Annotated in this window: 24 protein-coding genes, 2 tRNA genes and 1 pseudogene; 6 read left to right on the forward strand and 21 right to left on the reverse strand. The window is 34.6% G+C overall.

Annotated features, from left to right (window positions below; translation table 11 throughout):
• Positions 1–14 precede the first annotated feature (14 nt).
• The 4 genes from EW15_RS01850 to EW15_RS01865 form a co-directional block, all read right to left on the reverse strand.
• On the reverse strand, positions 15–614 hold the full coding sequence (locus EW15_RS01850; protein ID WP_038651244.1) for a chromophore lyase CpcT/CpeT: 600 nt from the start codon (positions 612–614) through the stop codon (positions 15–17).
• A 13-nt stretch (positions 615–627) separates the two neighbouring features.
• Positions 628–1,161, reverse strand: a complete 534-nt coding sequence (locus EW15_RS01855) for a phycobiliprotein lyase (RefSeq protein ID WP_038651247.1) — start codon at positions 1,159–1,161, stop codon at positions 628–630.
• A gap of 39 nt (positions 1,162–1,200) precedes the next feature.
• On the reverse strand, positions 1,201–1,992 hold the full coding sequence (locus tag EW15_RS01860; protein ID WP_038651249.1) for a phycobilisome rod-core linker polypeptide: 792 nt from the start codon (positions 1,990–1,992) through the stop codon (positions 1,201–1,203).
• Positions 1,993–2,096: 104 nt separating this feature from the next.
• On the reverse strand, positions 2,097–2,756 hold the full coding sequence (locus tag EW15_RS01865) for a TVP38/TMEM64 family protein (RefSeq protein ID WP_038651253.1): 660 nt from the start codon (positions 2,754–2,756) through the stop codon (positions 2,097–2,099).
• Between the two features lie 168 nt (positions 2,757–2,924).
• Between EW15_RS01865 and EW15_RS11420 the strand changes: the two are divergent.
• Positions 2,925–3,693: pseudogene (locus tag EW15_RS11420) on the forward strand (NAD-dependent epimerase/dehydratase family protein); the annotation flags it as partial.
• A gap of 113 nt (positions 3,694–3,806) precedes the next feature.
• Entirely contained in the window at positions 3,807–4,853 is a 1,047-nt protein-coding gene (locus EW15_RS01875; RefSeq protein ID WP_038651256.1) for an NAD-dependent epimerase/dehydratase family protein, read from the forward strand.
• Positions 4,854–4,886: 33 nt separating this feature from the next.
• Here EW15_RS01875 and EW15_RS01880 read toward each other — a convergent pair whose 3' ends face one another.
• The 11 genes from EW15_RS01880 to psbB all read right to left on the reverse strand — a co-directional run bounded on the left by EW15_RS01880 (position 4,887) and on the right by psbB (position 13,328).
• Positions 4,887–5,117, reverse strand: coding sequence for a hypothetical protein (locus EW15_RS01880; protein ID WP_038651258.1), 231 nt, complete (start codon positions 5,115–5,117; stop codon positions 4,887–4,889).
• A 391-nt stretch (positions 5,118–5,508) separates the two neighbouring features.
• On the reverse strand, positions 5,509–5,676 hold the full coding sequence (locus tag EW15_RS01885) for a hypothetical protein (RefSeq protein ID WP_038651260.1): 168 nt from the start codon (positions 5,674–5,676) through the stop codon (positions 5,509–5,511).
• A gap of 229 nt (positions 5,677–5,905) precedes the next feature.
• Positions 5,906–5,981, reverse strand: a tRNA-Phe gene (locus tag EW15_RS01890).
• A gap of 144 nt (positions 5,982–6,125) precedes the next feature.
• Entirely contained in the window at positions 6,126–6,395 is a 270-nt protein-coding gene (locus EW15_RS01895) for a DUF2470 domain-containing protein (RefSeq protein WP_038651262.1), read from the reverse strand.
• A 98-nt stretch (positions 6,396–6,493) separates the two neighbouring features.
• Positions 6,494–7,729, reverse strand: coding sequence for an FGGY-family carbohydrate kinase (locus EW15_RS01900; RefSeq protein ID WP_038651264.1), 1,236 nt, complete (start codon positions 7,727–7,729; stop codon positions 6,494–6,496).
• A 20-nt stretch (positions 7,730–7,749) separates the two neighbouring features.
• Complete coding sequence (metK, locus tag EW15_RS01905; RefSeq protein WP_038651266.1) at positions 7,750–8,979, reverse strand: methionine adenosyltransferase; 1,230 nt, start codon at positions 8,977–8,979, stop codon at positions 7,750–7,752.
• 23 nt (positions 8,980–9,002) lie between these two features.
• Positions 9,003–9,791 (reverse strand): HAD family hydrolase, encoded by a 789-nt coding sequence (locus EW15_RS01910; protein ID WP_038651268.1) that lies wholly within the window; start codon positions 9,789–9,791, stop codon positions 9,003–9,005.
• Positions 9,792–9,809: 18 nt separating this feature from the next.
• Positions 9,810–10,919: a 30S ribosomal protein S1 gene (locus EW15_RS01915; RefSeq protein WP_038651271.1), complete on the reverse strand. Its 1,110-nt coding sequence runs from the start codon at positions 10,917–10,919 to the stop codon at positions 9,810–9,812.
• Between the two features lie 103 nt (positions 10,920–11,022).
• Positions 11,023–11,502 (reverse strand): transcriptional regulator NrdR, encoded by a 480-nt coding sequence (nrdR, locus tag EW15_RS01920; RefSeq protein WP_038651274.1) that lies wholly within the window; start codon positions 11,500–11,502, stop codon positions 11,023–11,025.
• Positions 11,503–11,671: 169 nt separating this feature from the next.
• The gene (locus tag EW15_RS10420) at positions 11,672–11,767 is read right to left on the reverse strand and encodes a photosystem II reaction center protein T (protein WP_011294325.1); all 96 of its coding nucleotides are present in this window, start codon (positions 11,765–11,767) and stop codon (positions 11,672–11,674) included.
• Positions 11,768–11,804: 37 nt separating this feature from the next.
• Complete coding sequence (psbB, locus tag EW15_RS01925) at positions 11,805–13,328, reverse strand: photosystem II chlorophyll-binding protein CP47 (protein WP_038651277.1); 1,524 nt, start codon at positions 13,326–13,328, stop codon at positions 11,805–11,807.
• A gap of 480 nt (positions 13,329–13,808) precedes the next feature.
• On the opposite strand from psbB, the gene psbM reads away from it, so the two are divergent.
• The 4 genes from psbM to EW15_RS01945 all read left to right on the forward strand — a co-directional run bounded on the left by psbM (position 13,809) and on the right by EW15_RS01945 (position 16,010).
• Positions 13,809–13,967 (forward strand): photosystem II reaction center protein PsbM, encoded by a 159-nt coding sequence (psbM, locus tag EW15_RS01930; protein ID WP_011294327.1) that lies wholly within the window; start codon positions 13,809–13,811, stop codon positions 13,965–13,967.
• Positions 13,968–14,104: 137 nt separating this feature from the next.
• On the forward strand, positions 14,105–14,545 hold the full coding sequence (locus EW15_RS01935; protein WP_038651281.1) for an acyl-CoA thioesterase: 441 nt from the start codon (positions 14,105–14,107) through the stop codon (positions 14,543–14,545).
• Positions 14,546–14,611: 66 nt separating this feature from the next.
• Positions 14,612–15,433, forward strand: coding sequence for a peptide chain release factor N(5)-glutamine methyltransferase (gene prmC, locus EW15_RS01940; protein WP_038654997.1), 822 nt, complete (start codon positions 14,612–14,614; stop codon positions 15,431–15,433).
• On the forward strand, positions 15,396–16,010 hold the full coding sequence (locus EW15_RS01945; protein WP_369793867.1) for an L-threonylcarbamoyladenylate synthase: 615 nt from the start codon (positions 15,396–15,398) through the stop codon (positions 16,008–16,010). The genes prmC and EW15_RS01945 overlap by 38 nt, the downstream gene beginning before the upstream one ends.
• 191 nt (positions 16,011–16,201) lie before the next feature.
• On the opposite strand, the gene EW15_RS01950 is transcribed toward EW15_RS01945, so the two are convergent.
• The 6 genes from EW15_RS01950 to ctpZ all read right to left on the reverse strand — a co-directional run bounded on the left by EW15_RS01950 (position 16,202) and on the right by ctpZ (position 20,947).
• Positions 16,202–16,273: transfer RNA gene (locus tag EW15_RS01950), tRNA-Thr, on the reverse strand.
• A 122-nt stretch (positions 16,274–16,395) separates the two neighbouring features.
• Positions 16,396–16,743 carry a cell division topological specificity factor MinE gene (gene minE, locus EW15_RS01955; RefSeq protein WP_197049695.1) on the reverse strand — a complete coding sequence of 116 codons (348 nt, stop codon included), beginning with the start codon at positions 16,741–16,743 and terminating at the stop codon, positions 16,396–16,398.
• A 4-nt stretch (positions 16,744–16,747) separates the two neighbouring features.
• Positions 16,748–17,563 carry a septum site-determining protein MinD gene (gene minD, locus EW15_RS01960; protein ID WP_038651284.1) on the reverse strand — a complete coding sequence of 272 codons (816 nt, stop codon included), beginning with the start codon at positions 17,561–17,563 and terminating at the stop codon, positions 16,748–16,750.
• Positions 17,564–17,723: 160 nt separating this feature from the next.
• Entirely contained in the window at positions 17,724–18,371 is a 648-nt protein-coding gene (gene minC, locus EW15_RS01965) for a septum site-determining protein MinC (protein ID WP_038651287.1), read from the reverse strand.
• 2 nt (positions 18,372–18,373) lie between these two features.
• Positions 18,374–19,633, reverse strand: coding sequence for an HD domain-containing protein (locus tag EW15_RS01970; protein ID WP_038651290.1), 1,260 nt, complete (start codon positions 19,631–19,633; stop codon positions 18,374–18,376).
• Positions 19,634–19,636: 3 nt separating this feature from the next.
• Entirely contained in the window at positions 19,637–20,947 is a 1,311-nt protein-coding gene (gene ctpZ / locus EW15_RS01975; RefSeq protein ID WP_156095708.1) for a carboxyl-terminal processing protease CtpZ, read from the reverse strand.
• Positions 20,948–20,980: the final 33 nt, after the last annotated feature.

Below are 20,980 nucleotides of genomic sequence, written 5' to 3' on the forward strand. Positions count from 1 at the left end.
GGTAATGAGAATCTTTATTTCCAATTCTCGTTAATGAAACAATCAAAATTAACTATTTTTTTAAATATTAATGGCCCAAACTCTGATCCCCAAACTTTTTTATCAGTTTCTATTGCATATCCAGAATCTTCTGAAATAAGAAGGTTTTTGTTCACTGTTACTTTACTTTTTACATAAGTCTTATCACTCCCATATTCTATATAGCATTTACAACCTGATTCGAGAGATCCTAAAAAATTTCCTGGGTTTGTTTCTTTAAAATACATAGAACACCCAGACTTTTTACATAACTTATATTTAGATATGTTGTCTAGAAGAGATATATCTAATGCACCACCAGTAAATCTTTCTTTGTCTTCAATCTTATAATTACTAAAAATAAAAATTTCTTCTTCTTGGGATAACTTATTTATAGACTGCCTATAAGGATTCCATATGTCGTGTTGATATCTCTGTTCAGAGTAAAACGCAAAACATTTATAAGTTTTAAAAAATAATGGCCTAATATGTATTTGAATATGTGCAAATTTTTTTGGATTATTTAAAGCTTGTTCCTTATTACTAAATACGCCTGAAAGTATCTTTGAAAATTCTAGGATAGTTTTTTTTCTCATCTTTATATATTATTTATTTTTTTAAAGAACGAATCTCAGATGCATAAGATGTTTGAAGGATTGCTAATGAATCTAGTGATCTTGTAACAGAAGATCTACTCCTTAAATTGTTTGAGATAAACCATATTCTTTCCTCTGTGCAAATATGACTGTATTCTGAATAAATAATTAGAGTTCCATCAGCAAGAATTTTATATAATGACACTACTTGAATTGCTTCAGTGTATCCAACGCTCCTAACTATTTTTCCTTTTGTTTTAGAGACTTCTATAGGAACAAGTATACTTTCTCCAGAAGAGTTCCCTTTTTGATTCTCCTCACCCCATTCACTTTTTGCTTCCCAACTAATTAGGAATGCTTTATTTAGTGCTTTAGTAGTTATTAAATTATCTTTTAAAAATTTAATAACTCTTGCGTCGTTAGGTTTAGAAGGTGATATTTTTATTTTACTTCTTATTTCTTCAAATTCTTGAAATGCTAGAGAATGTCCGCTTCTCATTGAATTCCATTCCCCAACGCTTTTTAAGAAAAATTCTTTAATATTCATCTACTTTAATTGGATTGCTATTAATTTATTTTTAAAAGATTAAATAATTTTACAAATATCACTTGTCGCAAAAGCTTTAGTTAAGTACGAAGTTTCTAGGAAACTTTTTGTTTTAAAACCAGTCGGAGAATTCCATGATCTCATGTATGGAACAATATCTTCGCCAAAAATATTATTATATTCATTAGAATCTATTAGAAAATCAATATGCGCTTCAAAACCTAGGTTATTTATAATATATGAACTTTGAGTTACTTCGCTTTTACTTTTGATGGGCCTACCAAGAATATGCTTGTATCTTAATTTGATAGCTTTATATTGGCTAATACCATCAAAGTAGAAATTTCTATAAATAGTTGATTTACAAATTTTCCTTGTAAATTCTCTTACTGTGAGATCACCATTCCTTAGTTTCCTTTCAATATCAATTGGACGCTCCGATTGCATTAATAATAAGTTTCCAAAGATGTGTTTATATAATGCATTGATTGCTACAAGTAATGCATCATCATCATTAGGAGCAAATTCATTGATTTGAAGCATATTTATTTCAGCACTTTCCTTATTTAATATTTTGTATTTATAACTTTCAATCTTCCCCCTTTTGTAACTGCTCATAACTTTGTTATGAATTAAGTTTTCGAATTGCTTAGGTTTGGTTTTAGATGTGACTGTGAATTTCTCTTTTTTTCCTGGCATTGATGCTCCTCTTATATGTAATCCATACGTTGTTTTTTTGCTTCCAGATACTCTACTTTTGTTAAACTTAACTGGATCCTTATTGATAGCTTCTGCTCCTATTTTAAGCGCTTTAAAAGGAATACTTGACATATCAATACTTAATACTAATTTAGTTTAACAATATGATGAGAATAAATATAAATTTTTTATTTTTAGTTATCTATATTATTTAATTTCTTAATAATTTTTTAAATTCATTGGCTTTTTTTCTGCGTTTCGGAAACTTTATTTTTATTAAATCCAGTAATAGTGGCTAGTGCAAACATTCCAAGTAAGGCACCCCCCAACATTAGTCCAGCGCCCTGACTTACGCCTGCTCCAACTGCAACAATAATTGAATCACTTATTAATAAACTGATTATTAGAGCGGGCGTGAAAAGCCTCCATCGTGTTCCCCCTATCCCTAACGCGTAGCTTAAAAAGTCAAAAAGTCCAGTCATTAGTAGTCCAGTCATTAGAAAGAAATTTCCCTCTAGTTGATTTTGGTTGAAACTTTCAATTCTTTTCATGGCTTTTATGCCAACTAATTTCCGAACAGGAGCTCGGCCGAAATTTCTAGCTATAAAAAATGCTATCTGGCAAAAAATTAGGTCAGATATAAAAATAGTTAGATAACCTGTTTTGAAACCAAGTAATGATCCGGCTAAAAGTGAATAAACTGAGCTAGGTAATGCTGGAAGGATTACGCTAATTCCTCGAAGTATCAGAATTCCCAGAGGTGCCCAAATGCCCATTTCTTTAACGGCACTTCTTAATGGTTCAATTCCATACGTCTGAATTAAGAAGACAAGTAAAATGAAAGCACCTATAAAAAATGCAATAGTCAGGTATTTTTGTAATTTTTCTTTTTTCAAATTGAACTCCTAGATATAGAGGATAAGCTCTTAAAAGACTTCTATGTAAATTAACCTATTTAAAATGTGTTTGATTTAGTTAATCCATAAAGATTTACGTGACATAAAATTAATCAATTTTCTACTTTTTAGCACGATACTAAGATAAACTTTTAAGCGTAAAATTTTGTGCCCACAGCTCCTGTCAAAAACTTGGTTACTGGAGGGGCTGGCATCATTGGTTCTCATTTGGTTGATCGTTTAATTAAGTCTGGAGAAAAAGTTATATGTTTGGATAATTTTTTTACTGTGTGTAAAGAAAATATTGCACATTGGATTGGAAATCCATCTTTTGAGCTTATACATCAACCTTGCCGAACAAATCAAGCTTGATGTGGATACGATTTGGCATTTAGCTTGTCCAGCTTCTCCAATTCATTTTCAATTCAACCCTATTAAAACAGCTAAAACGAGCTTTCTTGGGACTTATGATTTGCTCGGATTCTCTAGGAGAGTTGGAACTCGAATATTATTCGCAAGTATTAGTGAAGTTTATGGAAATCCCGAAATACATCCTCAACTTTAAAACCATAACGGCAATGTAAACCCTGTAGGAATTCGTAGTTGCAACGATGAAGGTAAACGTATTGCGGAATCATTGTGTTATGACTGCGTGAGAATACATGGTGTAGAAATAAGAATTGCCAGAATTTTTAATATCTATGGTCTTCGAATGTTATTAAATGATGGAAGACTTGTTATCAACTTATTAGTTCAATCAATAAATGGAAATGACTTAATTATTTATGAAAATGGTAATAAAAAAAGAAGCGTTTGTTTTGCTGATGACTTGATAGATGGTTTAACTTTATTCATGAATTCTTCAAATTTAGGACCTATTAATTTAGGTAATCCTAAAGAATTATTTAGTCTTCAAATAATTAACTTAATAAGAAATATCTCAATTGAAAAAGTAAATAAGTAATTAAATATTTTAAATTTAAAAAGTTAATCAATAAGATGTTATCATGATAGTCAAATCATTTTTCTTTTGAAAATTATAATAAAATTATGAATTCAAAGGCATGCAATGAGACTATTCTTGTAACAGGTGCTGCAGGTTTTATTGGTGCGGCTTTAGTGAAAGCTCTTCTTGCTTTGGATTTTAAAGTTATAGGTATTGATAACTTAAATGACTATTATTCTACTTCCTTAAAGAGGTCTAGACTAACTGAAATTGAGAAAATTTCCATTATAAATGGAGAATGGTTTTTTTATGAGATTTCTATAGAAGATAATAAAGTTTTACAAGACATAATTAATAGATATAAACCACAAGTTTTTGTTCATCTTGCCGCGCAAGCTGGTGTTCGTTATTCAATAACCAATCCTGCAGCATATATACAAAGTAATTTAGTGGGTTTTGCAAATGTACTTGAAGGATGTAGGCAGAATAATATTTCTCATTTGATTTATGCATCTAGCAGTTCCGTTTATGGTGGCAATAAAAATCTTCCTTTCTATGAAGAACAAGCAGTAAATCATCCAGTTAGTTTGTATGCCGCGACTAAGAAATCTAATGAATTAATGGCCCATACCTATAGCCACTTATATGACTTGCCAACAACTGGGCTACGATTCTTTACCGTTTATGGCCCATGGGGGAGACCCGATATGGCTCCGATGATTTTTGCGAGATCAATTTTAAATAATGAGCCAATCCAAGTATTTAATCACGGTAATATGCAAAGGGATTTTACTTACATCGATGACGTGATAGAAGGGATAATTCGTTGTTGCTTCAAGAAAGCAAGTATTGATCATGACTTTAATCCTCTTGTTCCCAACCCTTCAACTTCGTCTGCACCTTATAGGATTTTTAATATAGGTAATTCAAGTCCAACGCAACTCACACACTTTATAGAGTTATTAGAGAAGAATCTAGGAAAGAAAGCTATAAAGAATTTTGAACCTATGCAGCCAGGAGATGTGGTCTCAACTGCTGCAAGGATGGACTTGCTTAATTCATGGGTAGAATACAAACCCTCAACATCCATAGAGAATGGTATTCAATTATTTTCTGAATGGTACTTAGATTATTTTAAAAATACTTATTGAAGAAGGGTTTTGATTTTTCTGATTATTTAAAACTTAGGCTAGTCCTAATAATTTGATTCTGAAGAGAGCAACATTTCTGGATTCGATTGGATTAGAAATTAGAAAAGGGTGATTTTTAATATTCTCAAAAGCTAGTTCAATTTTTTCATCTATTTTTATATCTTTATTATTTCCCAGATCACAATCTTTCCATGCTGCATCAAATGCCATTGCAAAACTATCAGCATTATTATATAAATTTTCACTAGATGCTCCTAAATTCATAAGAATAGAATCAAATTTTTAAATCATTTTAACTCCTTAATGGAATATTAAAAATAACTAAGTCTTTATAATATAGTTAATCATTATCTATTTCGCTCGATAAAGACCATCTCATAATGATTACTGCGTAATAAGCTACCTAATGCATTTGGAGATAAATGATATGAAAACCAACATAAATTATAATTATTGTTTAAAATAAACTCGATTACCAGCTATTGATTTTGCCAGATATTAACGATCTTTTAGTCTTACTTATTATTATTTTCATTTTAATTGTCAACTTCTTTAGAAGAAGTCGGAATTAGAATCATCAGATCTTTTAATTTTTTCAAAAACTATCTGCTTAATTAAAAATATGTATATATTTAACTTTTAGTGTTTTTGAAAATCAAGAGTCTCTAAGAGTGGTTCCAAGTCTCAAAGCTAAAACACCTGCAAAAATAACCATTAAAAATGATATACCAGCAAGATCAGGTGAATTTATACCTAGACCTGAGGAGAAATCTACTTTTGAAAGATCAAAAGTACTTTGAACTCCAATTAAAAGGTTCGTCATTTCTGAACTACTAATTTCATTTATGCTAACTCAAGATTGAAATGATCTTTAATTTTTTGAGCTTCTATTATCAACTCTTATGCAGCTTTGTAATAATTGTGATTGGTTTACTTATTAGCTGACGATTTAAATGCCTTTAAGTTCTAAAGCATTGGTATGCATGGTTTTTAGGTATTAAAAAAGGACCTGTTGGGGTGCTTTCTTAATACCTAAAATGTTTCAATTTTAATGGTGCCAGGACCCAGATTTGAACTGGGGACACGGCGATTTTCAGTCGCCTGCTCTACCAACTGAGCTATCCCGGCTTTAGCCCCTAATAATCTACCAATTCGTAAGTACCTTATTGAAAAATAATTTGAAATCTCCTTATTTTTTTGTCCAATTGCAAAGGCAATTTGAAAATGATGAGAACGCTAGTAGCTTCCTCATTGTTATGTTGGAAGCGAATTTCATAACCCAGGAATAACTTTGATCATCCTAACCAATGTTTTGTGTGCATCTGAACAGTCTTGAAGAATATGATCAAATTTTATTTCTAATGTCTGCTCATCAATTTTAAGCTGAATTGCTTCTGGAGATAGGCTTATCATTTTTGCTGATTTAAAAGTTTTAACTTTGCCATAATATTTTGCATATGCATTGACAGCATCCTCATGGTCTTTGTTCATATGATTACATATTCTTATGCTTGACTCGTAGGTGATAGGCTCGGAATTCATAAAAATCTTTTTGTTAGTGAATTTAGAAATTAATTAACAAGTTAGGTAGATTTAAAGAAATTGAGATTAAAAATTTTATAAAGAATTTAATGCTTGCTTCATAATAATCCCTGCAAAGCAATACTTGCTACTCCTGCAGCGGGAGGTCTGTTGCAAATTTTTATTGGTATGCCAATTTCTCTTTCTCTTATTTTTTTCCAAGTAATATTTTTTGCTCCTCCTCCAATAGTAATTATTTGCTGAGGTAAATTAGCTCCTAATTCATTGATTTTTTGCCAGCCTCTTGCTTCTATTTTCGCTAACCCTTCAAATAATGCATGAAGATAAAGAGAATCACTTACGGGTCTTGGCTCAAGTTTAGGTTGTAAATTGGGATCATCTATTGGAAATCTTTCTCCTCGACTTGATAATGGAAGAAGGTTTAATCCTGACGAGTTATTAGGATTTATTTGTTTGCTTAATTCTTCAATATATTCAAGATTAAAGAAATCTAGTAGTATTGCAGACCCTGCATTAGATGCTCCACCAGATAGCCAATTCCCTAATAATTTATGATTTGAAATACCTTTCCCCTCAAGAGGCTTATTAACGAACTTCTTAATTACTATTGTGCTGCCAAGGATTGTTATCCCATCATTTTTATTAGGAAAAGTGGCTAAAACCCCAGCATTAGAATCTGTAGTTCCTGCTATCACTTGAAGATTTTTTGGTAAACTTAGTTCATTTGCTTTTTTATTACATATAGTCCCCATTATTTGTCCTGAAGAAATTATTTTCGGAAGACATTTTAACCATTTTAAATTCTGAAAATTTTCTGGCCATGAACTATTTGATATGTCCCAACCCATCCTAATATTGTTACCTTCTTCCCCATACTCCCAATTATTTATAAACCATCCACTAATCCAATCTGCTTGGTGCCTTAAGATTATTTCATTACCATATAAGGCTAAAAGTCTTAGTGCTCTCCCAACACTTCCACTTATGCTTGATCCTGCACATTCTTTAGTAAATAGCTTTTCTATCTCGTATGAATATTCTGAAAAGGATAAGAAATAAGGTAGGGCTTTCCCAAGAGGCTGTCCATCTCTCTTGCATGCCAATAGAGTTCCAGAGGTTCCAGCTACTGAACAAGAAACTAATTTTTCTTTAAGACCTTTTGGAATTTCTTGTATTAGAGTTTTAAGGCTATTTATCCAGTCTTCAGACACTTCAAGACCTTTAGAGTATGTTTTTGATGATGTGAATAATATTTTTTTCTTAGTATTAATGATTGCAATTCTTACGCCTGATGTCCCAAGATCTATACCAAGGACAAGAGAATTATTTAACATTTTTTATGATTAAATTCTTTTTATTTGAGTAAACTTAGTTCTTTTGCTTTTTGAGATACGTCCTCCCATGGGAGAAGAATATCCGTTCTACCAAAATGACCATAGGCCGCAGTATCTCTATAAAATCGACCACCTCTCATACTTGGTAGGTTTTGAAGATCGAATGCTTTGATGATTGCGCCTGGTCTTAGATCGAATTGAGCTTGTACAAGTTGTGTTAGTTCAGAGTCTGTAACCTTTCCTGTCCCAAATGAATCCACAAGTATCGATATGGGTTTTGCTACTCCGATTGCATAACTTAATTGAACTTCAATTTTTTTTGCCAGATTTGCTGCAACTAATGCCTTCGCAACAAATCTTGCTGCATAAGCTGCAGATCTATCAACCTTAGTGGGGTCTTTCCCTGAGAAAGCGCCTCCTCCATGTCGAGCATATCCACCATAGGTGTCAACAATTATTTTTCTTCCAGTTAGACCTGCGTCGCCTTGAGGACCTCCAATAACAAATTTCCCAGTGGGATTAACAAGGAAGCGAGTTGATTCTTTAGCAGGTTTCAGAGACAGGTCTTCAGTCGCAGGCTCAACAACAAATTTCCATAGGTCTTTAGCGATTCTTTTTTGGATTTCCTCTTCAAGAGTTATTCCATCTATCTCTGCTTTGTGCTGCGTTGAAATCAAGATTGTGTCTATGGAGCATGGTACTCCGTTTTCGTAGGAGACACTTACTTGGGTTTTGCCATCAGGTAAAAGATAGTCGATTAATTTTTGGTGCCTTACTAATGCCAGCCTTCGTGCTAATCGATGGGCGAGACTTATTGGCAATGGCATAAGTTCAGGAGTCTCGTCACAAGCAAATCCAAACATGATCCCCTGATCACCAGCCCCAACTTGATCGAGCGGATCTGTTGAATGATCTTCAGCTTCATTTACACCTTGAGCTATATCTGAAGACTGTTGGTCAAGTGCGACTAGAACGGCGCAACTATTAGCATCAAATCCACCATCACTAGCACTTCTATATCCAATGTTTTTGATGACTTCTCTGACAAGCTTGTTAAAATCCACCTCTGCTTTTGAAGTTATTTCTCCAGTTATTAAACATAAGCCAGTATTAACAACTGCTTCACATGCGACTCTGCTGGTTGGATCTGCACTTAGGCATGCATCTAAAACTGCGTCACTCACTTGATCACAGATTTTGTCTGGATGTCCTTCAGTGACAGATTCAGAGGTGAAAACGTATCTACTCATTTAAAATATTAATATTCAATATTTTAGTGGCTTGAATGAATTTTTAATTCATTTAATTTTTCTATAAGAAATCTTTTTTCAGTCAAAACTGGGGGGATTTGCCATCCACCATTAAAGCCAACTACTATGTTTATACCAGCTTCTTTGGCCATTCTTAAATCAGTATCTGCATCTGAAATAAGAGCACAATCTGAAGGATTAGAGTTCATTCTTTTGCAAAGTTCTATAACTGCTTCTGGATTGGGTTTAGAAGGTTTATTCTCAGCACTCCAATAATAATCAAATATACCTTCCAATTTATTCCTGAAAATAAATTCTTCAAACCCTCTTTTTGTATCATTTGTCATTAATGCAATAGATACTCCTTTTCTTTTTAGAGAAACCAATAGATCTAAAGCTCCTGAAATTAGAGTTCTATGATGCTGCGTATTACTTTTTTGATTAGAAAGGTAAATATCTACTTCATCGAAGATTTCTTTACCTATTGAAAGTGATTGAAACCAATCGAAACCAAATAAAGTAAAGATTGTCGCAGTTGATATAATATTTTGCTCTCTAGAAGCTATCGCTAAGCTTGCTTTAGCAGAAAGACAATTTTTTTTTAATCCATAAACTGAAATAAGTAATTTTTTTATTATCCAAATTTTAATATTGTTTAGTTTTAATTTTTTAAATTTACGTTCAAAAAAAATTATCCTAGTTTTAGCCAGTTCTAATAAGCATTTTTCACTATTTGATAAGGTCCCATCCTTATCAAATATTACTGCCTTAATAAAACCAACAGAGCTATTCTTAATTAATAGTTCTGCCATTTCAATAAATGTAAATAATCAAATAGTCATTACTGCAATAGGATCTTCACCTTCTTCTGCTTGCTCAAGAAGCATTTGTTTGTATCTTGCTGCCATCTCTTCAGCCTTGTCAAAAACTTTTTGAGGGTCAGTCAGCATGTCTCCAGGTTCTGGTTCAAGTGCCTTTGTCGATAGAGAAATTCTTCCTCTTTCAGCGTCTAGATCAATAATCATGACCTTCATTTGATCATTAACATTTAATACCGAGTGAGGAGTTTCAATATGTTCATGGCTTATTTCAGAGATGTGAAGAAGTCCACTTACGCCTCCAATGTCTATGAATGCACCATATGGTTTAATTCCTCTGACTGCTCCAACAACAACTTCTCCAACTTCAAGACGATTCATTTTCCTTTCAACTAAAGCTCTGCGATGACTTAAAACAAGCCTATTTCTTTCTTCATCAACCTCTAAGAATTTCAATGGTAAGAAATCAGCAACTAGTTCTTCTTTCGCCTTTCTAGTGCTTATGTGTGATCCAGGAATAAAGCCTCTGAGGCCTTCAACTCGAACAAGTGCACCGCCTCTATTTGTGGCGAAAACCTCAGAGTAAATTGTGGCATCTTCTTTTTGTAATTGTCTAACTCTTTCCCAAGCTCGTTGATATTCAATTCTCCTGATGGATAAAGATAATTGACCATCCTCATTTTCCTCAGTCATTATAAAAAACTCTCTAATTTCTGAAGGCTGTAAAACATCACTTAGACCCTCGACTCTATTTATTGAGACTTCTTGCATAGGCATAAAAGCAGCTGTTTTGGCTCCAATGTCAATCATTGCTCCTTTCGATTCAAGGGCAAAAACTGTTCCATTAACTATGTCCCCAGGTTTAAAGTTGTAGTCATATTTACTTAATAAAGATGCAAATTCATCAAGCGTGAAACCTGCACTTTCAAGATCACTCTTATTAATTCTGCTTGATGAGTCATCAGCAGCAGGAATGTTTTTCGGAATATCGTCTTCTTTTAATTCACTCATTGAATTTTCTTCAAGCTTTGCACTTGTGGAATTAGAGACATTTTCTTCAGGTATTGATGTCTCTTTTTCAGGATTTTTTTCTTGAATTTTGCTCGCTTGATTTTCAGACATGCTTGAATGGCGGTCTGCCTTTTTAGAACAGTTCGATAGAAATACAAAATGGCCCGCCGACCAAATTGAGATTAAATTCTACTTTATTGATAGGTCTTTCTTGTTAAATAACTGATGCCAATTGTTCTTTTTTTATGGGTTTTAGTGATTCAAGGGTTTTCATGAAATCATTAATTCCATTGAATTGTCTATAAACAGAGGCAAATCTGATATAAGCAACTTCATTAATATCTTTTAAATTTGTAAGAACCATCTCTCCAATTTCAATTGATTTGATCTCTTTGCAAACCTCTTGATGGAGAACTCGTTCTATTTCATCAACAATAAATTCAATTTGAGATTCATGTATGAGTGTTTTTTCACAGGCTCTGTTTAAGCCATTAATTATTTTACTTCGATTAAATAATTCTTTTGCTCCGCTTCTTTTTAAAACAGTAATTGGTGTTGTTTCTACTCTTTCATAAGTAGTAAATCGGAAGTCGCAATTTAAGCACTCCCTTCTTCTTCTTACGCTTTTTCCAGAATCAGCCGATCTGGATTCAAGAACTCGACTGTCTGTGTTTTGACAAGATGGGCACTGCATGCAGCCCTTTTCAACGATTTAACTAACTTTAAACATTTATTTGACTTCTGAGAAGGGGTAGATTAAATAAAAATACTTTTTATTTAAAATATTTTTTTTATTTATTAAATTTTTAATCTCAAGTTGAAACAAAAAAAACCCTGATTTCTCAGGGTTTTTTTTTGTTATTTTACTTGTCGTATTTCGGAGGATCACGAAATGCGACAGCAAAGAAGAGCGTTACAAGTGCCAAAGTAAGGATTAGCACGTAGGAGAAAGCTTCCATCTAAGTTCTCGATATAAAGGGGGTAAAGAATCCTGATTTAGGCTCGACCAGGAATTCGGCGTGTGGATTCGTCTCCAAGTTTTTTGAAGAGACCAAACTCAACCTGATCACCAAGCTCTGGATCGATACCTGAGAATCTGTCGCCAAAGAGAGTCCTAGCGGCGTGCCACCAGTGCCCAAAGAGGAATAGCAAGCCAAAACACAAGTGAGCATAAGTGAACCAGGCTCTTGGAGAGCTTCTGAATACACCATCTGACTTGTAACGATCTCTGTCAAACTTGAAGGCTTCTCCAAGCTGAGATTTTCTAGCTAGACGTTTAACTATTACTGGATCAGTAAATGTTTGTCCATTTAATTCACCACCATAAACAGTCGCTGTGACTCCAGTTTGTTCAATGGAGTACTTAGCTTCGGCTCGACGGAAAGGAATGTCAGCTTTAACGTTCCCATCTTTGTCTTCAAGAATGACAGGGAAGTTCTCAAAGAAATTTGGAATTCTTCTTACTTCTAAGTCATTGCCATCGCTATCAGTAAATGAGATGTGACCTTGCCATCCACTCGGAACTCCATCTCCATTAACCATTGCACCAACTCTGAAAAGTCCTCCCTTTGCTGGACTATTACCTACATAGTCATAGAAAGCAAGTTGCTCAGGAATGGCTGCATAGGCTTCAGCTTTCGAAGCACCATCATTCATAGACTCTTGAACTCTGCGGTTGATTTCAGTTTTGAAATACCCAGAATCCCATTGATATCTAGTAGGACCAAATAATTCAACCGGAGTTGTTGCTGATCCATACCACATGGTTCCCGCAACTACGAAGGATACGAAAAGAACAGCTGCTAGAGCACTAGCTAGAACGCCTTCAAGGCTACCAAGCTTTAGAGCTCTGTAGAGCCTTTCTCCAGGTCTATTGGTGATATGGAATATTCCACCAATGATTCCTAGAAGTCCTGCTCCAACGTGATTGGCGACAATTCCTCCAGCGTTGAATGGATTAAATCCTTCTGCACCCCAGACTGGTGCAACTTTTTCTACATGCCCCGTTAATCCATATGGATCAGAGACCCATATGCCAACAGATGAGCAATGAAATGCGCCAAACCCAAAGCATGTCAGGCCGGCTAAGAAAAGATGGATTCCAAAAATTCTTGGAAGATCTAAAGCTGGCTCTCCAGTGCGGGAATCTTCCCACAATTCAAGGTCCCAATATGTCCAGTGCCATACGGCAGCGAGCATAAGGAGACCACTGAAAACTATATGAGCTGCAGCAACACCTTCGAAGCTCCAGAAGCCGGGGTCGACTCCAGTTGCTCCGGTTATATCCCATCCGTTCCAGCTGCCTGTAATTCCTAAGCGGGCCATAAAGGGCATGACATACATGCCTTGGCGCCACATTGGATTAAGTACTGGATCAGAAGGATCAAAAATGGCCAATTCATATAAGGCCATTGAGCCGGCCCAGCCGGCTAACAAAGCAGTATGCATGAGGTGCACGGCCAAGAGGCGGCCAGGGTCGTTGATAACGACTGTGTGCACCCGATACCAGGGCAATCCCATGGGTCAGGTTCGTATAACGAAGCTGCTTAATGCAGCAAGACTCGCATGATCGTAAATGGTATTGCTTGAGTTAAGGCACAGGATGTAGAGACCTGAAATGACTTTTGACACTCTTTCGTAAAATCTAACTGGTTTTGAGGGGCTCAAAATTGCGAATAGACTGTCTCAGACTAGAAAAAATTAAAAAAAAAAGAAAAAAAAGAATTTTTCGAATTTCGATTGATTTTGTAATTTTAAGACGTTTTCGTATCAAATTAGTTTTAAAAAACTAAAAATCCGAGCTTAAATCTACTCGAAACCGATAGTTTGAAAATTATTTTTAGTGGCTTTTCAAATTCATATGGCTGAACCACTTTTTAAACTCCTAATTTTTCGGCAAATTACAAAATCTCAGTCTCTTTGATTCAAACCCCAGTTTTTCTGCTGAAGGGTTATATAGTTTATTTCAGTAAAATTTGTTCTGAGTAAAAAACCTCGGTTATGGAAACCACTAGTTTTGGCTTTGCCGCAAGTCTTTTATTTGTTGGAGTACCAACTATCTTTCTTATCGGTTTGTTTGTTTCTACCAGTGATGGTGAGAAATCAAGCTTTTATTCTGATACCAGTAAGGGAAGATTGAGCCCTGAACCTAAAAAGTAATTTAAGACTTTTTCAAAATATATAGATCTCAAGTATTTGCTCGAGGTCAATATTTTTATTGAGGTTTTACCGTAAGGTATTGCTTCAAAAAATTACATATCAAATTTAACGACTAAGATAATTGGTTCTTATTTAGGATGAGTTCAACAATTAATAGATGGAGTTTAACAAAAAAAGTTCTTCCACAGCACACTGACCATGCAGGGGTTATGTGGCATGGCTCTTATTTAAACTTTTTAGAAGAGGGGAGAATTGATGCTTTGGATAAAGTTGGTCATTCGTATTCAAAACTATCTGAAAAGGGTTTCGAAATTCCAGTTGTTTCAATTCAACTTAGATATAAAATATCTTTTTTTCACGGCGAAAAGGTTTTTTTATCGAGTCAATTTAAGCTGGAAAATAAAATAAGACTTAATTGTAAAACTTTATTTTTAAAACCAAATGGTAATATTGGTGCAGAAGCAATAATAGGACTTGTTGTTGTAAGAAAAACAAATGGCTCTATAAAGTTAGTAAGAGAATTACCATTCGAAATTAAAAATATTTTATTAATGCTAGAAGAAGGCCCAAAAGTTTAAGTAATTTAAGAATTTATTATGTTTAAATCCATTTCGGGTGAGGCTTTTCTTAAATGGAGAAAACAAATGATATTGATAGGTGGTAGGAAAGTTGATTTTGATTGGCTTTTGGATATGTCTGCTGGAGTCTCTTGGGCTAAATTGCAAAGCATTATTTTGAGTCCTGAGAAGTTTATTTCCTTAGATATCTCAACTGATGAAATAGAAGTTATTTGGAAATCTCATTTAAAAGATCAAACCCCACTTCAATATTTGATTTCTAAGTGCCCTTGGAGAGATGTTGAGTTAGAGGTTTCATCAGAGGCTCTGATCCCTAGACAAGAAACAGAATTTTTGATTGATATTGCTTTGAAAAAAATTACTAATTTTGATTCTGGAAGATGGGCTGATCTCGGAACAGGCTCTGGAGCTATTGCAGTATCTTTAGCTAAATCTCTTCCTAATTGGAATGGACACGCAGCTGATATTAGTAATGAAGCATTAGAACTAGCAAAAAGAAATTTAAAATCTATTGTGCCACATGCGAATGTGAGATTTTCTTTGGGTGATTGGTGGGAACCTTTGAAAAGATGGAGGGGGAGCTTTGATTTGGTTTTAAGTAATCCTCCTTATATACCCTCCGATTTAATTGAAGAGTTAGAGCCAGTTGTTAAAAACCATGAGCCATTGATTGCTTTGGATGGTGGAGAGGATGGAATGAATGCTTCTAGGAAAATCATCCTTGGAGCGTTAAATGGACTTTCCAAAGGAGGTTGGTTGATTCTTGAGCATCATTATGATCAAAGTGAAAAGATAATTAGTTTTATGAAGAAAATTGGAATGGAGGAAGTTTCTTTTGAACAAGATTTAAGTGGAATCAATCGCTATGCAATTTGTCGTAGAAAATGAAATGATCACTCAGCAATTTGGAATCTTTGACTTGGCTTTAAAGTTGAAAAAGGGATCTTTAGCTTTATTCCCTACTGATACTTTGCCAGCACTTTGTTCATACCCAAAATACTCAAAAAAAATTTGGACTATTAAGAAAAGGCCTTTAAGTAAGCCACTTATATTAATGGGAGGTTGCTTGGATGATTTGTTTGAATTTGTTCATCCTTGTGCTTTGGAACAAAGCTTGAAATTGGCAAAAATCTATTGGCCGGGAGCATTAACAATGGTTTTACCAACAATAGGAAATTTTTCTAAGCATTTGAATGGCAATTCAAATGCTGTTGGTTTTAGAGTCCCCGCATTAAGACTTGCAAGAGATTTGCTGATGCAAACTGGTCCTCTTGCAACTACAAGTGCAAACATTTCTGGAGAAGCACCTGTTAAAGATGCGATGGAAGCTTCGATTCAATTCCCTGGGATTCCAATATTGGCTCCTATTCCTTGGCCAAATTCTTCTGGCATGGCAAGTACAGTTGTTGAATGGGAAAATGGAAAGTGGAATGTGTTAAGGCCTGGTTCAGTCGTTTTGAAATAAAAGTAACGAATGATTTATCTGTTCTTTATAGTTTTATTAGTGCAATCTATTTTTTGGTGGCTTTTCAGACTCCCCATAATGAGTTTTGATTGGACTTTTCAATTAAAATTTTTCAACCTATTTATTGCTGCATTTTTAATTTTGATAATCTCTGGTAAATCTAAATAGATCTTTTAGGACTGTTAAAAAAATGCCGGCTAACAGATTTGAACTGATGACCTTCGCTTTACAAAAGCGCTGCTCTACCGCTGAGCTAAGCCGGCAATCCTTTTATCTTACCTAAAAAAGTAATCTAAAAGTAAATCCATTTAAGAAATTTGTTGAAAATACTTTTTTAAATATCTTGTTGATCTCATCTAATAAATTAGTGCCATCTTGAAATTGATTAAGATACTTGATCTGTGCCTTCAGTTTCTGGGGAATTTACTTCTGACTGATTCTTAGGCTCTTTAAGTTGGATTTGCCCAGTCATAGTTCTTTTTATTGGTAAGTTTGCAACTAATGCGGTCATGCGATCCTCTGTCTCAAGACTTACTGCTCCTTCATCCACATCTATCTCTACATACTTTGCGACCACCTCAAGTATTTCTTTTCTCATTTGATCTAAAAGTTCTGTACTGAGATCTGATCGATCATGAGCTAGAACCAGTTGCAACCTCTCGCGCGCGGTACTAGCGCTAGCCGGCTGTCTACGAAGTAACTTGTTGATAATGTCTCTAAGTGTCATTGCCATTGCTTTAGAAAATTTTTGTTTGCATTAGTCTTCTAAATTTCGCACCAAATCCAGAACTCTCCTCTACGGGATCAATAAGTGGAATATCTTCTCCTTGTAATCTCTTGGCAATATTTAGATAACATTTGGCTGCTGGGGAATTAATGCTATTTAAAGTTAGTGGCTCCCCTCGATTTGTACTTACAATTACCTGTTCATCCTCTAGAACAAGCCCAAGTAAAGGTAAGGCTAAAATATCAGTCACATCATCGATAGAAAGCATTTCTTGGTTGGCCATCATCTTTGGCCTAACTCTATTAAGAACTAATTGGACTGGTTTAATAGAATTTGTGTTCAGTAAACCAATTACTCTGTCTGCATCTCTTACTGCTGATACCTCAGGATTGGTAACTACAATGGCTTCTTGAGAGGCTGCCATGGCATTTTTAAATCCATCTTCAACTCCTGCAGGGCAGTCAATTAAAACGTAATTGAACTGTTCTCTTAACATATCTACTATGCGCTTCATATCTTCGGGTTTTAACCAATCAAGCATTCTTGGATTCCCCGCAGGAAGTAAAGATAGATTGGATTCTTGCTTGTGCTTCACTAAGGCCTGATCCAGTCTGCATTCCTCCTCAAGAACTTCTTGTGCCGTATATACAATTCGATTTTCAAGACCTAATAGTAAATCCAAATTTCTCAGACCAAAGTCTGCGTCTAAAACAGCAGTGGTTAAGCCTTGCCTTGCTAGTGAAATGCCAAGATTAGCAGTGAGGGTTGTCTTGCCGACCCCACCCTTGCCTGAGCAAATAAGAATGACGCGTGTATCTGTCGCCACTGACCTCCTTGGATTCGATAAACTTTAGTTCGATTTTGATTAAGAGAAAACCTTTATTGTTAGATCGGTTGCATTGGGTTTGCTTTTGAAGACATCTTTAAGGACTTATGAGGTAAGTTTTTCTTGCTTTTTGTCCAAACCATACTTTTTTGTATTCTAATTATGTTGTCTCCAGTGGGGAAATAATAATTTCTTCAGAATCGATTCTTGCTTGCTCTGCAAGGCCAAAATGAGGCTTCTCCTTAGGCCCTCTAGCAACTTTTTTAGCGATTCTTAGTTGAACAGGTCTAAGTTGAAGTGCCGATATTCTTGCTTTAGAGTTGCCTTTGCTGCCTGCATGGGCAATCCCAAGTAGCCTTCCCCATATAATTATATTTCCCTCTGCGCTAACTTTTGCACCTGGATTAACATCTCCAAGGATTAACAAATCCCCAGGACTTTCAAGATATTCCCCTGACCGTACAGTTCCTTGATGAAAGTGAGTTTTTAAAAAAGTTAGATTTTTCTTATTTATCTCTGAGATATTTTTTGAAGAATTTTCAAAAATAAATTGAGATTTATAACCTAGTGATTGAGAACTTACAATCGTCTTTGGAGATGATGAGCAAAAACTAATAATCTTACAATCATATTGATTCGCAATTGCTATTATTTCTGATATGTCTTTACATGAAAGATCGATATTTCTAGAATCTATTTCTAAGTTATTTGACTTCAGGTTTTTTAATTTATTTTTTAAATCTATTTTCCAATTAGGATAGTTTCTATCGTCTATATTGATTATTATTTTTTGATTGTTTAAATTCATTTCTAATTGTGTTTCATTTTTAGTTTCTCAATTTCTAATTTTAATTCAATTTCAATTTCTTTTGGATAAATCAACCATGAAGCTTGATTAGGCTGAATTAATCTCTCAACTAATGGTGAAACTCTCTCTAGAGCTTGTAACTTATCTCCGTCCCATAAACGAAGTCCATGTTTATAAGGATGGTAACTTTTAACAATTTGTTCTCTTAATCCACAGGATATATCTGGCTCAATGCAATATTTTTCAGATAGTTTTCTAGCTTTTGCTAGAGATTCTAACCTTGTCTCTAAAGTAAAGGAGGATAAATTTAATGCTTTTAATAAATTTCTATGTATAAAGCGCTTACAGAGATTAGATAGGTTGCTAGAATTAGAGTCTTGCCATTTATGTATATGGTATCCAGTTACTGTGTCATCATTAGATAAAAAACTTTCTATACTCATTTCTTTATGATTCCAAAGCCATTCAGACATGCTTCTATCAGCCCATAAGTTTTTTGGTCCAATATTTCTTGCTGTCTTTATAATTTGCTCTAATAACCAATTGCAAACTTCATTTAATCGATGATTGTATACGCTTCTATACATTAGATTTCTTATAACTAAATAATGCTCAACAGCCATTAACCCTTTTGGGTGGATCGCTAAATCCCCATCAGGTGAAATTGTCATTGCTGAAATTATTCGGTCTATATCTAGTTGACCATATCTTGCTCCTGTTGTATAACTATCTCTCATTAAATAATCAAGTCTATCACAGTCTAGCTGACTACTAATTAACGAAATTATTGATTTTTTTTCTGCTTTTCTAGATTGAATTAAATCTGAAATTGCTTTTGCATTTCCTTCTCCATACTTATTAAGTATAGTAGTTATTTCTTGATTTGAATTTATTAATTTAGCGGTCCATGATTCATGTTTTATTTTGAAGATTTCTTCACTTGTATGACTTAGTGGTCCATGCCCAAGATCATGTAAAAGCGCAGCACCATAGAGAATGAATTTATGCTCTTTTAATCCAGAATCAAAGTTTAATAAATGATTTATTGCTCTTCTTGCTAGATGAAATACACCAAGAGAATGAGTAAACCTGCTTGATTCTGCACCATGAAATGTTAAATAAGCAGGTCCTAATTGTTTGATTCTTCTTAATCTTTGAAATGGGGATGAATTTATTAATTCCATCACCATTTTTTCTTCTGGAATGGAACTATTTAATGTAATGGATTGATGAAGAGGGTCGTAATAAGTTCTTGTCGACATGACTTATTCAATTTCTTGGCTTATTAATTGTTCTTCTTTTACTAAAGTCTCTTTTGATAATTTTTCTGAGACTTCTTCCTTGTCCAAGGTGGCTTGCATGATCAGCTCTGCATCTAAAAGCCATCTATCTTCATCAGAGCCTGGATTAAGTGGTTCTGGCATTTCTAATAGGCGATCAGGATCAATTCCAAGATTTTGTATGTCTCTTCCACTCGGAGTTAAATAGCTAGCAACTGTTACAGCTAAACCACTACCATCACTGAGATTGGTCAAAGATTGTATGAGGCCTTTCCCAAAAGTTTTAGTACCTATAAGTTCAGATCTTTTATTGTCTTGAAGAGCACCAGCAAGAATTTCACTAGCACTCGCTGTCCCCCCATTTACCAGAGTAACCATTGGACCATCATAAATAGTTTCTATTCCAGAACTGATGGGATCATTTATGGAATCTCTTTTTTTTGTTTCAACAACCGGCATGTTGCTGAGGAAATCGTCAGCAACTGCGAGTCCAGAACTTACGAGACCTCCAGAGTTATTTCTTAGATCTAAAATGAGTCCATCAATTTCTTTCCCAGAAAGTTCTTCCAATGCTTCCTGGACTTGCTCAGGAACTCCCTCACTAAATTGTGTAATTCTTAAATAACCAAATGTATTTGATTCGTTTCTTATTCTCTTAGTCCTAACTGGTCTTAAATCAACACTTCTTCTTTCTAAAGAAATTTCCTTTATTTCATTGTCAGGCTGCTCTAATTCAACGATTACTTGTGTTCCGGTTTGCCCTCTCAGTTTTGCTGCTGTTGCTTCAAGTCCTAATTGTTTGGGAGATTGTCCGTTAACTTTTTTTATAATCGTTCCACTTGTAATTCCTGCATCGGATGCTGGAGAGCCTTCAAGAGGAGATATTACTACTATATCTCCATCTTCTTTTCTCGCTCCTAATTGAAGTCCAACTCCATTGATTTCACTACCTATGTTGCTTTTTTTCATCGCTTCGTAATCAACTGGTCTTAATAAGCGTGTATATGGATCTCCAAGAGGAAGAAGCATTGCTTCAATAGCTGAATAGGCTTGTTGAGAATTGTTTATTGGCTTTTCAAGAGCTTTTTGACGAAGTTTTTTCCATTGAACTTCATCAAATTTCTTAGGATCTAAATAACCCGAATTAACTAGATTCCAGGCTTCAATAACCAGCAATTGTCCATCATTTAGAGCAATTGCTGGCGGAGTAAAGACTTGAAATAAAATCCCAAAACAAATTATTACTGCAAAAAATCTTTGCAGTAGCTTAGTTAAAGATTTAACAGATAAAAGCATTGGATTGATCTTTTGCGGCGACCAAGGGGCACA

The sequence above is a fragment of the Prochlorococcus sp. MIT 0801 genome, from assembly GCF_000757865.1.
Taxonomy (GTDB): Bacteria; Cyanobacteriota; Cyanobacteriia; order PCC-6307; family Cyanobiaceae; genus Prochlorococcus_B.

What these genes read in the sequence shown, in the direction of transcription:
- EW15_RS01850 (WP_038651244.1), bottom strand. Translation starts at nt 614, where the DNA reads ATGAGAAAAAAAACTATCCTAGAATTTTCAAAGATACTTTCAGGCGTA.
- EW15_RS01855 (WP_038651247.1), bottom strand. Translation starts at nt 1,161, where the DNA reads ATGAATATTAAAGAATTTTTCTTAAAAAGCGTTGGGGAATGGAATTCA.
- EW15_RS01860 (WP_038651249.1), bottom strand. Translation starts at nt 1,992, where the DNA reads ATGTCAAGTATTCCTTTTAAAGCGCTTAAAATAGGAGCAGAAGCTATC.
- EW15_RS01875 (WP_038651256.1), top strand. Translation starts at nt 3,807, where the DNA reads ATGAATTCAAAGGCATGCAATGAGACTATTCTTGTAACAGGTGCTGCA.
- EW15_RS01880 (WP_038651258.1), bottom strand. Translation starts at nt 5,117, where the DNA reads ATGAATTTAGGAGCATCTAGTGAAAATTTATATAATAATGCTGATAGT.
- EW15_RS01885 (WP_038651260.1), bottom strand. Translation starts at nt 5,676, where the DNA reads ATGACGAACCTTTTAATTGGAGTTCAAAGTACTTTTGATCTTTCAAAA.
- EW15_RS01895 (WP_038651262.1), bottom strand. Translation starts at nt 6,395, where the DNA reads ATGAATTCCGAGCCTATCACCTACGAGTCAAGCATAAGAATATGTAAT.
- EW15_RS01900 (WP_038651264.1), bottom strand. Translation starts at nt 7,729, where the DNA reads ATGTTAAATAATTCTCTTGTCCTTGGTATAGATCTTGGGACATCAGGC.
- metK (WP_038651266.1), bottom strand. Translation starts at nt 8,979, where the DNA reads ATGAGTAGATACGTTTTCACCTCTGAATCTGTCACTGAAGGACATCCA.
- EW15_RS01910 (WP_038651268.1), bottom strand. Translation starts at nt 9,791, where the DNA reads ATGGCAGAACTATTAATTAAGAATAGCTCTGTTGGTTTTATTAAGGCA.
- EW15_RS01915 (WP_038651271.1), bottom strand. Translation starts at nt 10,919, where the DNA reads ATGTCTGAAAATCAAGCGAGCAAAATTCAAGAAAAAAATCCTGAAAAA.
- nrdR (WP_038651274.1), bottom strand. Translation starts at nt 11,502, where the DNA reads ATGCAGTGCCCATCTTGTCAAAACACAGACAGTCGAGTTCTTGAATCC.
- EW15_RS10420 (WP_011294325.1), bottom strand. Translation starts at nt 11,767, where the DNA reads ATGGAAGCTTTCTCCTACGTGCTAATCCTTACTTTGGCACTTGTAACG.
- psbB (WP_038651277.1), bottom strand. Translation starts at nt 13,328, where the DNA reads ATGGGATTGCCCTGGTATCGGGTGCACACAGTCGTTATCAACGACCCT.
- psbM (WP_011294327.1), top strand. Translation starts at nt 13,809, where the DNA reads ATGGAAACCACTAGTTTTGGCTTTGCCGCAAGTCTTTTATTTGTTGGA.
- EW15_RS01935 (WP_038651281.1), top strand. Translation starts at nt 14,105, where the DNA reads ATGAGTTCAACAATTAATAGATGGAGTTTAACAAAAAAAGTTCTTCCA.
- prmC (WP_038654997.1), top strand. Translation starts at nt 14,612, where the DNA reads ATGATATTGATAGGTGGTAGGAAAGTTGATTTTGATTGGCTTTTGGAT.
- minE (WP_197049695.1), bottom strand. Translation starts at nt 16,743, where the DNA reads ATGGCAATGACACTTAGAGACATTATCAACAAGTTACTTCGTAGACAG.
- minC (WP_038651287.1), bottom strand. Translation starts at nt 18,371, where the DNA reads ATGAATTTAAACAATCAAAAAATAATAATCAATATAGACGATAGAAAC.
- EW15_RS01970 (WP_038651290.1), bottom strand. Translation starts at nt 19,633, where the DNA reads ATGTCGACAAGAACTTATTACGACCCTCTTCATCAATCCATTACATTA.
- ctpZ (WP_156095708.1), bottom strand. Translation starts at nt 20,947, where the DNA reads ATGCTTTTATCTGTTAAATCTTTAACTAAGCTACTGCAAAGATTTTTT.